Raw genomic sequence first — 11,579 nt, forward strand, 5'->3', positions numbered from 1 at the left:
AAAACTTAAATATTTAATGCGAGTAGTACAATCTAAAACACTATGCTGTAGTACTAAAAAAGCCTTCATTTCTGAAGGCTTTTTTCTCTATTATATAATCTTTTTAATGACTCGTAATTTGTGCGTATGCATGCGCCTGTCTGCATTATATATACCTGTATGATCTAATCTGTCAATTCTTACTTGTCCATGAGCATGGATAACATAATTATCTTGCATAATAATTCCAACATGTATAATGCTTCCTTCATTATTATCAAAAAAGGCTAAATCACCTGGCTCACTTTCCTCTATAAAACTTAAAGCTTCTCCTTGTGTTGCTTGTTGAGAGGCATCACGTAATAATTTATAACCATTAAGTTTATAAACCATTTGGGTAAAGCCACTACAATCAATTCCAAACGGTGTTTTACCACCCCATAGATATGGCGTGTTTAGGTACTGAAATGCAGTCGTAATTATTTCTTCTTTTAAATTTTTCTTATCACAAAAATCACCTTCAAAAGCATGTTGCATTAAGTCTAAACCATTTAATTGAGAACCTAAGACAATAGTATTTAACTGGTTATTTTTATCCTGAATAAATTCAACTAAATCAGTTGACAATTTAAGAGGTTGACTGTTTATTAGATGGTATTGCTCTTCTGTAATTTCAATATATTGCTTATTATCAATCCAGCCTTCGTATTTATCAAAAGCTAATCTTATTTTACTCCATTGCTTGCGCTGCTCTAAAACTTTAAATGTTTCTCCATAAATAACCTGCGAGACTAACTCGCTTGTATCAGAGGTTTCAAGTCTTAAAGGAACAATACTTAAATTACAGATTCCGAATTGCATTAGGTCTTTTTAGTGACGTTCAATAATTACAGCAGAGGCACCACCACCACCATTACAAATGGCTGCAGCTCCTATTTTAGCATTATTTTGTTCTAACACATTTAATAAGGTAATTAGTATTCTAACACCAGAACATCCTAATGGATGACCTAAAGAAACAGCACCACCATTAACATTTACATTAGAATCGTTTAATCCTAAAATTTTCATATTAGCTAATCCAACAACAGCAAAAGCTTCGTTAAATTCAAAAAAGTCAATATCGTCAATTGACATGCCTGCTTTTTCTATTGCTTTTGGTAACGCTTTAGAAGGGGCAGTTGTAAACCATTTAGGTTCGTGCGCAGCATCAGCGTAACTTTTTATAGTTGCAAGAGGTTTTAAACCTAATTCTTTAGCTTTATCAGCACTCATTAATACCATTGCGCCTGCACCATCATTAATAGTTGAAGCATTAGCAGCAGTTACTGTACCGTCTTTTGAAAAAGCAGGACGTAAAGCAGGTATTTTTTCCATTTTCACATTAGTAAATTCTTCATCTTTACTAACTATTACTGGTTCTCCTCTTCTTTGTGGTACTTCAACAGGAACAATTTCATTATCAAATTTACCTGCTTCCCACGCAGCTGAAGATCTGTTATAACTTTGGATAGCGTAAGCGTCTTGGTCTTCTCTAGAGAAGTTATACTCAGTAGCACAAGCATCAGCACAAACGCCCATTGCATTTTGGTCGTAAGCATCAACTAATCCATCTTTTTGCATACCATCAATTAGTGTACCTGGACCAAATTTAGTTCCAGTTCTAGCATGAAAGTAATGCGGGATCATACTCATGTTTTCCATTCCACCAGCAACAATTATATCAGCATCACCCAAAGCAATACTTTGTGCAGCTTGCATAACTGTTTTCATACCTGAAGCACATACTTTATTTATAGTTGTACATGGCACAGTATTAGGTATTCCGGCATATATAGCTGCTTGTCTAGCAGGTGCTTGACCATTACCAGCTTGTACAACATTACCCATTAATACTTCTTGTACTAATTCTGGGTTTAAATTTATTTTATCTAAAGCTCCTTTTATAGCAATAGCTCCTAACTTTGTAGCAGGAACAGTACTTAAAGCACCTAAAAAACTACCAATTGGTGTTCTAGCTGCAGAAACAATAACAACTTCTTTGCTCATAATATCTATTATTTAGTAAAGCACGAAATTACTAATTTTTTTAGAAAATTTTACTGTAATCTTAATATTATAGGTTAATTGTAGTATTATAAATTGTTACATTTGAAAAACACGAGTTTTAAGCATGAAAGATCATATTAACGCGATTTATAAAAATCATTCGCAATTTTATAAAATATTACTATTTGTAGTTACTACTATTTTAATAGTCTTTATTTTTCCTAAAAGTGGACGGTTTAAATATAATTTTGAGAAAGGTAAGCCTTGGCAAACAGAAAATCTGTACGCTCCTTTTAATTTTGCCATTCAAAAATCTAATGTTGAAGTTTTAAACGAAAATGCGATTATTATTTCTCAAACTAGTCGTTTTTTTAACAAGAAAGCAGATTTAGCAGCAGAAGTTAGTGATAGTTTTGAAGAGAACTTTGGCAAAGTATTTAATGATACACTACGGGATTACAAAAAGATAAAATCTAAAGGGTTTTCTATTTTGAAAGACTTTTATAAATATGGTATTTTAAGTCAAGATTTAGATTTAAATGATCAAGATAAAGTAGTTATTTTAGTAGATAATGTTGAGAAAAAAATAACTACATATTCTAATTTACAAAAATTAGGTGCTATAAAAACTACGATTGATAAAGAATTAAAAGGAAGTTCTTTAGAAGCGTATTCTAATAGATTAACCGCTTTGTTTTTTGATGTTATAAAATCGGATTTAACTTACAATCGCGCTTTAACAGATAATGTGTTAAACGAATCTTTAAGTAAGATTTCTAAAAATAGAGGTGTAGTGGATAAAGGGACTTTAATAATCTCTAAAGGAGAAGTTGTTAATGACGAAAAGTATCAAGTACTAACATCTTTATCTAAAGAATACGAATCTCAAGTTTGGAGTAAGTCAAGTTATAATTGGATAATTTTTGCTTATACTTTATTAGTAGCTTTGGCGCTATTAATGTTGTTGCTTTTTATAAGAAAGTATAGGTTAGATGTTTATAAAAATAACACAAAAGTAACCTTCATCTTTTTTAATGTTTTTATAATGGTATTATTAACGACTTTGATTGTTAACTACAATTCAGAGTACGTTTATTTGGTTCCAATTGCGATATTACCTTTAGTTTTAAAAGCCTTTTTTGATGCACGTCTTGGATTATTTACTCACGTTATTACAGTATTATTGTTAGGATCTATAGTGCCTAATAGTTATGAGTATATGTTTCTTCAGATCATAGCGGGTATTGTTACCATCCTAACGGTATCAGAGCTATATAAAAGAGCAAATCTATTTATTTCCGTGGGTCAGATAACTTTGGTGTATATCATCGCTTATTTCGCCTTTTTTGTAATTCATGAAGCTAGTATAGATAATTTGAAATGGGAAACTTTTGGGTTATTTGTATTATGTGGATTAGCCACGCTATTTGTACAACCGTTAATCTACGTTTACGAGAAGTTATTTGGATTAGTGTCCGATGTGTCTTTATTAGAATTGTCTGATACTAATTCGAAACTATTAAAAGAGTTGTCTAATAAAGCACCAGGAACGTTTCATCACTCTTTAAATGTTGCTAATTTAGCTGAAGCTTCTGCTAACGAAATTAATGCGAATGCGATGTTAGTTAGAGTAGGGGCATTGTATCATGATATTGGTAAGATGAAGTCTCCGACGTATTTTACCGAAAATCAATCTTCAGGAATTAATAGTCATGATGAATTATCGCCAAAAGAAAGCGCTAAAATAATTATAAATCATGTTTTGGATGGTATTGAAATAGCAAAGAAAAATAATTTACCAGATCGTGTTATTGATTTTATTAGAACGCACCATGGTACAAGTCAGGTCTATTATTTTTATATGAAGGAGAAAGCCAATCATGAAGATGTAGACATTAATGACTTTACATATCCAGGTCCAAAACCTTTTAGTAAAGAAACTGCAATATTAATGATGTGTGATAGTGTAGAGGCAGCTTCTAAAAGTTTGAAGGAGCCAACCTCTAGTAAAATTGATAATTTTGTCGAAAATATCATAAATAAACAGAAAGATGACGGTCAATTTTTAAATGCGGACATAACTTTTAAAGAAATTGAATCAATTAAAAAAGTGCTAAAGCGCAAGCTTGCAAATATTTACCATTTGAGAATTGAATATCCTGAATAAAATTCAAAAAAAACTTGAAAAAAGGTTGTGATATTTAATAAAGTATTCTAAATTTGCACCCGCAATTACTTGCAAGTTCATTACAATAACGGAGAGGTGCCTGAGTGGCCGAAAGGAACGGTTTGCTAAATCGTCGTAGGTGTTAAAACTTACCCAGGGTTCGAATCCCTGTCTCTCCGCAATTTTTTTATCAAAATTGTATTTTGATTTAAGATAACCGTTTTTCGGGGTGTAGCGTAGCCCGGTTATCGCGCCACGTTTGGGACGTGGAGGCCGCAGGTTCGAATCCTGCCACCCCGACACTGTTTTCGTAGAAACAATAAAACTACGGGCTCTTAGCTCAGCTGGATAGAGCACCTCCCTTCTAAGGAGGCGGTCTCAGGTTCGAATCCTGAAGGGCTCACTCAAAGCTTCACTAGAAATAGTGAGGCTTTTTTGTTTTATATAGTTTTCTTAACTAATAGTCTTTAATTAGTTATAGTTCTGTTCTATTTTAGTTTTATTACAATTTGTTTTATTACTATTTTGTTCTAGTTATTGTCCAAATTTTTCAAGGCAATTAGTTTCTTGAGTAATTAAATATTTACGATTTACTTATTTTTTATCGCCTTTATATTTTACTAACGGTTTAGTTTTTAACACTATATCGATTTATTTTGTTTTTCATCGATTCAGCTATTTTTTTAAGTGTACAAATTTTTTATCCTCTTTTAAATGGTACTTTTGCAGCCCCAAATTCAGCATATTTATTTGCTGGTTTAAACTTGAAAAAATAATGAAATATCTATTAAAATTATCAGTTGCAATTTGTTTATTATTAACTGTATCTAGTTGTACTGTAGAGTCTTTGGATGATGCCGTAAGTAAAAGTACAGTAAGTCAAAATGCAGCCGAAGCAAATCAATCTTGCAATGATCAAGACCCAAAAACAAAACTAATAAACAACGGAACTGTCGCTTTTACTTTTCAAATCATAGATTCTGATAGTAATATGATTGAATTTGTAGATGTAGCTGCAGGTGCAAGTACTTCTTGGATTAGTTTTACAGAAGGAGATACTATTTTTAATTTGGACAGTAATGTTATTGGTGTTTCTGATGATAAAATAGCTATAAATATTAATAACTGCTCAGAAATTGAAATTGTTGTTAATGCTCAAAATAAAATTGACACACCTATAGTAAATAGTCTAAACTAAAGTTTAGAGCAAAGAATAGTGATTTTTGAATTGTCTAAATTGGTGGTAAAAAACAAATAGTTTTTACCACCATCTTTTATTTTAAGCTTTTCTCTTATTTTGGCTACTGACTCAGGAAAGTTACGAGTCGTTATATTAGCTTGTTTTAATCCTATTTTTTTATTGAATTCCTTTTTGTTGTAATTAATACTAGTTTCAATTTTAAATATTCTTCCTGGAAATTTAATTAATGTATCACTAGTGTATAAATGCGCGTGTTTGTGCAACTTAAAAAGCTTTAACTGACTTGCGACACTGTTAAACGCTCCGGACTTTAAAATGGCTGCATTAGGTTCGTATAAATAGGTTAGAGGCTGGCTGTAGTCAGGATCTTCTTTATTTTCATCACCTAATAAAAAAGAAAACTCTTGTTCTTCGTTATTTTTAAGATTTACTGTATTAATTCTTATTGCGCCCTCAAAACCTTCTTCTAACACCCACAATAGTTCTTTAACTTCATTATTGACAGCAACACAATGTATTGATTTTACATTTTGAAGTTCGTTTATACCAGAAGTTAAATCCAAAAGAGGAGAGGTTTTAATCAAAACATTTTTGGCCTTTGTAAATAGAAAATTTAAATGCTCAGGTATATTTGGTAAACAGTCTTTTAATAAAAACACTTTTCCTTTTATATCATTTCTTCTAGAGGGGTCAACATATATCCAATCTAATTTGGTGGTTATGTTTTGTAAAACCTCTATTCCGTTTTGGGGATAAAAGTTGCTATTTTTAATTTTTAAGATAGAAGCATTATAAGCGACTATTTCAGATAGCGTTTTGTTTATATCACAATGCACGACAGATTGTATCGTTTTAGCAAAATACAAACTGTCTACCCCAAATCCTCCAGTTAAGTCTATTAATGCTTCTCCTGAAACTAAATTAGCTTTATACTTTGCTGTAATCTCTGAGGACGTTTGCTCTATATTTAATTTTGTTGGATAGTAAATGTTTGGCGTGTTAAACCAAGTAGGAAGCTTTTTTTGACATCTTTTTTTTGCTTCTATTTGTGTAAAGATATCTTGTTTTAAATACTCAGAAAAGGGAATACCTTTTAGCGCTAATTTAGATATGTCAGAGTTTATGTTAGCGTTTATAAAATCTTGTATGTCGCTATCAAGAATGGCCTTATTAAACTTAATCATCTAAACCTTTAGTTAATTTGTCAACCACTCTGTATTCTGATAAAAACTCTTTAGAAATCACTTTAAGTACTGTGTACATTGGAATAGCGACTATCATACCAACAATACCAAATAATAATCCAGCGATAATAATAACTAAAAATATTTCTAAGGGATGAGATTTTACACTTTTTGAAAATATAAAAGGTTGGCTAACAAAATTATCTACTAATTGTGCTATTAAAAACCCAACCATTACGTAAATGGTCTTTGGAAGTATAACATCGCTAAAACTTTCTCCTAAATTGCTAGACATACTTAAAAGTATTAGTAAAAAGGCGCTAATAATAGGACCAACGTATGGAATTATATTTAATAGAGCACAAAGTGTTGCTATAATTACTGCATTTTGTATTCCAAAGATTAAAAGAACAATTGAGTAAATTGTGAACAGTATTAACAACTGTAATAGTAATCCTCCAAAATATCGTGTTAGTAAATCGCGTATTGTAACAAATGACTCTCTTAATCTTTTTTCATGTTTTTTAGGTAATATAGTAACCAATCCTGTACTCATTAGTTTACTATCTTTTAGGAAGAAAAAGGATATAAATAGTATTGAAAATAGACCAATACTAAAGCTTCCAAAACCGGCAATTAAATAGTTTAAAAATTCTGGTATTATACCAAAATTAATACTTGACATAAATTTAGAGTCTTTTATAGACTCTTCAACTGTAGAAGAACTTAATCCAAAATGACTAATAACTTCTTTATATAAGTTTTCAATATTGGTTTGTAATAAATCAATATCTAATAAAGCTAAGTTTTGACCTTGTTCTATAATTAAGGGTATAAAAAGACTAATTACACCAAAGATTAGTGCAAGAAAAATAACCATGGTAGAAACCACAGCTAAAGTATCCGAGAATTTTAGTTTGCTTTTTAAGAACACCACTAACGGACGCCCTAATAAAGCAACGATACCAGCAATTACTAAATAAACTATTACAGATTGTATTTTATATAAAAACCATAAAAGTATAACAACACCAACTAATGTTGCTGCAGCCCTTAAAATTCCATTTGATATTGTTCTTGATGTCATACTGTAAATATAAAATATTGAATTTTATTTTTGTGCTAACTGTTTAGTAATTTCATATAAACAAATACTTGTTGCTTGGACTACATTCATGCTACTATTTTGCCCAAACATATCTATATGTACAACGGTATCAGTTAGTTTTAAAATGGCTTCAGAAACCCCAAAATTCTCATCACCAATAATTAATGCGATAGGTTGTTTTGAGTTAAATTGGCACTGACTTATGGTTTTACTGTCCGAAGTTATTTCTAAAGCTACAATTTTATAACCTTCTTTTTTTAAATTGCTTACGGTTTCAAGTGCTGAGTCTTCAACTTGATAATTAACTACTTTTTCTGTCGCACGAGAAGTTTTAGTCATTTTTCGTCCTAACGGAATATCTGCACCACAAAAAATTAGTTTTTCTATTCCAAAAGCATCACAAGCTCTAAATAGACTACCAATATTTGGCGCGTTTGTAACGTTTTCGCAAATAACAGTTATAGGAAATTGATGTTGTTTAAATTTTGAAGTATAATGCGTTAGTTGCATGGATTGGCAATTGTTTTAATAAGTTAATTTCCAAAAGATTTAATTTTCGAAAGCATATTTTACAATATTAGCTCCCATTTTTAAAGCTTTTAGACGGATGGCGTCATCGTCGTTGTGTACTTCTTGATCTTCCCATCCATCACCTAAATCGCTTTCAAAAGTAAAAAGAACAACTAACCTAGTTTTATAATACAAACCAAAGGCTTGCGGGCGTTTACCATCGTGTTCATGAATTTTAGGCAAGCCTTCTTTAAAAGTGAAAGCTGTACTAAAAATAGGATGTGTGCTTGGTAATTCTTCTAAGTCTTGATTCGGGAATATTTTTTTTAGTTCTTTGACTATATATGGCTGCATACCGTAATTATCATCGATATGCAAAAAACCACCAGATTGCAAATAGTTACGTAAGTTGTCTACATCGTCTTCTTCAAACAGCACATTTCCATGACCTGTCATATGTAACAATGGAAATCTAAATATATCTATACTATTTGCTTCAACGGTTTCTGTTTTTTCGTTGATTTGTGTGTCAATATTTTCGTTGCAAAACTTGATAAGATTAGGAATGGCTGTAGGATTACTGTACCAATCTCCGCCACCTTTATATTTAAGTATCGCTAAGTCTTGAGAGAAACTATTGAAAGTAGATAGAAAAAGAAATAATGTTAGAATGTTTTTCATTTATAAATATTCAGTTTCAATTTTATTTACTAAAGATAATACTTCTGTTTCTATTTTATGATTGTCAAAAATCTAAACAATGTAAGTTGTATTTGTATTGTTGCTATTCATTTATAAAAGCAACACTATGACAAGCTACTATAGCAGCAGTTTCCGTGCGTAATCTTGTTTGTCCTAAAGTTACTGGAGTAAAATTATTTTTAATAGCTAATTCTATTTCTTTTATAGAGAAGTCACCTTCTGGTCCAATTAAAATGGTGATTTCGTTTTTAGGTAATACCTGAGATTTTAACGACTTTTTGTCTGTTTCTTCACAATGCGCAATAAATGTATCTCCAGAAAATTCTTGATTACAAAAGTCTTTAAAATGTAATGGTTCATTTAAAATAGGGTAGTAGCAATTTAGAGATTGCTTCATTGCAGATTGGATAATCTTATTAAACCGCTCTAATTTCACGACTTTCCTTTCGCTATGATCGCAGATAATTGGCGTTATGCTTGTAATTCCAATTTCGGTAGCTTTTTCAAGAAACCACTCGTAACGATCATTCATTTTTGTTGGTGCTACTGCTAAATGCAATTTGTAATGTTGTGGTTGTTGCAAGGTGGTTTCTAAAATAGTAACAACACAGTTTTTTTGATCAGCAATAGTAATTTCAGCTTCAAACAAATACCCTTTACCATTGGTAATATTTAGGGTGTCTCCCGTTTGTTTTCTTAAGACTTTAACAATGTGCCTGCTTTCGTCTTTAGGAAAAGAAAATTGGGTTGTATCGGGCTGTATGTCTGGATTGTAAAATAGTTGCATTTAATCTTTTGCTATTACTTTAAGTACTTTAATTTCTTTGATTTTCTTAATGCGTTCCGTTTTTAAGATCACATAAAAACCATTAGGTTCAGGTATTCTTACAGTATAAATTTCTCCTAATTTGTGATCCAAATTAAACGCTTCATTTTCTACTTCAATTGGCATGCTTCCTTCTTTTAACCATCCAGAATCTCCACCACGTTTAGCGTTTCTGTCCATCGAGTAACGTTTAGCTAAATCGTCAAATCTAACACCATCTTCGTAAGATTTTAAAATATTGTTTTTGTATTCTACAATTTTGGAAGCTTCTATTTTATTTCCATCAAAGTAGATATAACTAAGCCTGTAGTGCCTGTCATCTGTCCTATCAACCACTTTATAATGTGTGACATTAAATTCTGTCTTTACAACTTCTGTACTTCCAACGCTTGTGCTTAAAAGCTTTGTTGCTAGCTTAGTTTTATGCTTTTCTTCATTAAAGATTAATATTTTATTTTTTCTAGACTTTTTTGTTTCTAAAAATTTTTCAGCTTGTGCAACCGTTGTAATGGTGTCTAATTCTTTTTTTAAAGCTCTTTGAGCAAAAGTAGAGACCGACAATAGACAGATAGTAAGGTAAAGTAAAAATTTCATTGGGTAGTGTATGTGTTTTAATTTCAGCAAAAAAACAAAAATAAATAGTTTTAGTTGTGATTGTTAACAGTAGTTTTAGGTTTTAGATATTGTATTTATATTTTTAATCTAGAATTTGCCATTACATTTTGTTCGGCAAAATCACCATCTAAAAATTTAAGATAACCCACAATTGCTATCATTGCTGCATTATCTGTTGTAAATTCAAATTTAGGAACATAGGTTGTCCATCCGTGTTTTGCTTCACCATCTTTTAAAGCTTGTCTTATGCCAGAATTTGCCGACACACCACCACCAATAGCGATATGAGAGATACTGGTTTGTTTAACTGCTAACTTAAGTTTATCCGTTAAAATACCAATAATTGTATACTGTATGGAGGCGCAAATATCATTTAAGTTTTCTTCTATAAAATTAGGATTTAACTTGACTTGCTTTTGGATAAAATATAAAACAGCCGTTTTAAAACCTGAAAAGCTAAAGTTTAAACCATCTACTCTTGGTTTTGTAAATTTAAAAGCCTTTGGATTACCTAATTTTGCTAATTTATCAATTTTAGGACCCGCAGGATAACCTAAGCCTAATGTTTTTCCGCTTTTATCAAACGCTTCTCCAACAGCATCATCAATTGTTTCTCCAATAACCTCCATATCAAAATAGTGGTTCACCTTTACAATTTGCGTGTGTCCGCCAGAAATGGTCATTGCTAAAAAAGGAAAAGGCGGTTTGTTAAATCCATCTTCGTCAATAAAATGAGCTAAAATATGTGCTTGCATATGGTTAACATCAATTAATGGGATGTTTAATCCGAATGCCAACGATTTGGCAAAAGATGTACCCACTAATAAACTTCCCATTAATCCTGGTCCTTTAGTAAAAGCTACAGCACTAAGTTGAGATTTAGTTATTCCTGCTTTTTTTAAAGCTTGATCTACAACAGGTACGATGTTTTGTTGGTGCGCTCTAGAGGCTAATTCAGGTACAACACCACCGTATTCTTCATGTATTTTTTGGCTTGCAACAACGTTACTTAATATCTTTCCATTATATATAATAGAGGCAGCAGTATCGTCACAAGAGCTTTCAATTCCGAGGATATAAATATTTTGTGTAGTCATTAGGTATTTTTAGGCATAATAATTGTTAATTTTGGTGTAATGATTAACAACTAAATTACTTTTGTTTACTTAAAAGCAAAAGTAAGATATTATATATAATTTTTAAGCTTAAAAACAGTATCAAAAAATTTCTTAAAATAG

11 protein-coding genes and 3 tRNA genes are annotated in these 11,579 nt (G+C 31.2%); 5 read left to right on the plus strand and 9 right to left on the minus strand.

What is annotated here, in order from left to right; genetic code table 11:
* Positions 1 to 90: 90 nt before the first annotated feature.
* Positions 91 to 840 (minus strand): C40 family peptidase, encoded by a 750-nt coding sequence (locus ACZ2G2_RS13350; RefSeq protein ID WP_101202505.1) that lies wholly within the window; start codon positions 838 to 840, stop codon positions 91 to 93.
* A 9-nt stretch (positions 841 to 849) separates the two neighbouring features.
* Positions 850 to 2,028 carry an acetyl-CoA C-acyltransferase gene (locus tag ACZ2G2_RS13355; protein ID WP_272023540.1) on the minus strand — a complete coding sequence of 393 codons (1,179 nt, stop codon included), beginning with the start codon at positions 2,026 to 2,028 and terminating at the stop codon, positions 850 to 852.
* 124 nt (positions 2,029 to 2,152) lie between these two features.
* Here ACZ2G2_RS13355 and ACZ2G2_RS13360 point away from each other — a divergent pair, with 124 nt between their 5' ends.
* The 5 genes from ACZ2G2_RS13360 to ACZ2G2_RS13380 all read left to right on the plus strand — a co-directional run bounded on the left by ACZ2G2_RS13360 (position 2,153) and on the right by ACZ2G2_RS13380 (position 5,393).
* Entirely contained in the window at positions 2,153 to 4,195 is a 2,043-nt protein-coding gene (locus ACZ2G2_RS13360; protein ID WP_470392659.1) for an HD family phosphohydrolase, read from the plus strand.
* A gap of 90 nt (positions 4,196 to 4,285) precedes the next feature.
* Positions 4,286 to 4,374, plus strand: a tRNA-Ser gene (locus ACZ2G2_RS13365).
* A 46-nt stretch (positions 4,375 to 4,420) separates the two neighbouring features.
* Positions 4,421 to 4,495: transfer RNA gene (locus ACZ2G2_RS13370), tRNA-Pro, on the plus strand.
* A gap of 29 nt (positions 4,496 to 4,524) precedes the next feature.
* Positions 4,525 to 4,598: transfer RNA gene (locus ACZ2G2_RS13375), tRNA-Arg, on the plus strand.
* A gap of 372 nt (positions 4,599 to 4,970) precedes the next feature.
* Positions 4,971 to 5,393 (plus strand): hypothetical protein, encoded by a 423-nt coding sequence (locus ACZ2G2_RS13380; RefSeq protein ID WP_282067942.1) that lies wholly within the window; start codon positions 4,971 to 4,973, stop codon positions 5,391 to 5,393.
* Here ACZ2G2_RS13380 and ACZ2G2_RS13385 read toward each other — a convergent pair.
* From ACZ2G2_RS13385 to tsaD, 7 genes are all read right to left on the minus strand, one after another.
* The gene (locus tag ACZ2G2_RS13385) at positions 5,390 to 6,580 is read right to left on the minus strand and encodes a THUMP-like domain-containing protein (protein ID WP_470392661.1); all 1,191 of its coding nucleotides are present in this window, start codon (positions 6,578 to 6,580) and stop codon (positions 5,390 to 5,392) included. The genes ACZ2G2_RS13380 and ACZ2G2_RS13385 overlap by 4 nt on opposite strands.
* Complete coding sequence (locus tag ACZ2G2_RS13390; protein WP_470392663.1) at positions 6,573 to 7,667, minus strand: AI-2E family transporter; 1,095 nt, start codon at positions 7,665 to 7,667, stop codon at positions 6,573 to 6,575. The genes ACZ2G2_RS13385 and ACZ2G2_RS13390 overlap by 8 nt, the downstream gene beginning before the upstream one ends.
* A 24-nt stretch (positions 7,668 to 7,691) precedes the next feature.
* The gene (locus tag ACZ2G2_RS13395) at positions 7,692 to 8,198 is read right to left on the minus strand and encodes a TrmH family RNA methyltransferase (protein WP_101202531.1); all 507 of its coding nucleotides are present in this window, start codon (positions 8,196 to 8,198) and stop codon (positions 7,692 to 7,694) included.
* Between the two features lie 39 nt (positions 8,199 to 8,237).
* On the minus strand, positions 8,238 to 8,879 hold the full coding sequence (locus ACZ2G2_RS13400) for a DUF4159 domain-containing protein (RefSeq protein WP_470392664.1): 642 nt from the start codon (positions 8,877 to 8,879) through the stop codon (positions 8,238 to 8,240).
* A 103-nt stretch (positions 8,880 to 8,982) separates the two neighbouring features.
* Positions 8,983 to 9,687: a 16S rRNA (uracil(1498)-N(3))-methyltransferase gene (locus ACZ2G2_RS13405; protein ID WP_470392666.1), complete on the minus strand. Its 705-nt coding sequence runs from the start codon at positions 9,685 to 9,687 to the stop codon at positions 8,983 to 8,985.
* Positions 9,688 to 10,320, minus strand: a complete 633-nt coding sequence (locus ACZ2G2_RS13410; RefSeq protein WP_090842324.1) for a peptidylprolyl isomerase — start codon at positions 10,318 to 10,320, stop codon at positions 9,688 to 9,690.
* Positions 10,321 to 10,415: 95 nt separating this feature from the next.
* Entirely contained in the window at positions 10,416 to 11,438 is a 1,023-nt protein-coding gene (gene tsaD / locus ACZ2G2_RS13415; RefSeq protein ID WP_272023532.1) for a tRNA (adenosine(37)-N6)-threonylcarbamoyltransferase complex transferase subunit TsaD, read from the minus strand.
* Positions 11,439 to 11,579: the final 141 nt, after the last annotated feature.

It is taken from the genome of Olleya sp. KKT75, from assembly GCF_055635485.1.

Bases quoted from the DNA above. Each gene is read 5' to 3' on its own strand.
- tsaD (WP_272023532.1), bottom strand. From the start codon at position 11,438: ATGACTACACAAAATATTTATATCCTCGGAATTGAAAGCTCTTGTGAC.
- ACZ2G2_RS13360 (WP_470392659.1), top strand. From the start codon at position 2,153: ATGAAAGATCATATTAACGCGATTTATAAAAATCATTCGCAATTTTAT.
- ACZ2G2_RS13350 (WP_101202505.1), bottom strand. From the start codon at position 840: ATGCAATTCGGAATCTGTAATTTAAGTATTGTTCCTTTAAGACTTGAA.
- ACZ2G2_RS13355 (WP_272023540.1), bottom strand. From the start codon at position 2,028: ATGAGCAAAGAAGTTGTTATTGTTTCTGCAGCTAGAACACCAATTGGT.
- ACZ2G2_RS13400 (WP_470392664.1), bottom strand. From the start codon at position 8,879: ATGAAAAACATTCTAACATTATTTCTTTTTCTATCTACTTTCAATAGT.
- ACZ2G2_RS13405 (WP_470392666.1), bottom strand. From the start codon at position 9,687: ATGCAACTATTTTACAATCCAGACATACAGCCCGATACAACCCAATTT.
- ACZ2G2_RS13390 (WP_470392663.1), bottom strand. From the start codon at position 7,667: ATGACATCAAGAACAATATCAAATGGAATTTTAAGGGCTGCAGCAACA.
- ACZ2G2_RS13395 (WP_101202531.1), bottom strand. From the start codon at position 8,198: ATGCAACTAACGCATTATACTTCAAAATTTAAACAACATCAATTTCCT.
- ACZ2G2_RS13410 (WP_090842324.1), bottom strand. From the start codon at position 10,320: ATGAAATTTTTACTTTACCTTACTATCTGTCTATTGTCGGTCTCTACT.
- ACZ2G2_RS13385 (WP_470392661.1), bottom strand. From the start codon at position 6,580: ATGATTAAGTTTAATAAGGCCATTCTTGATAGCGACATACAAGATTTT.
- ACZ2G2_RS13380 (WP_282067942.1), top strand. From the start codon at position 4,971: ATGAAATATCTATTAAAATTATCAGTTGCAATTTGTTTATTATTAACT.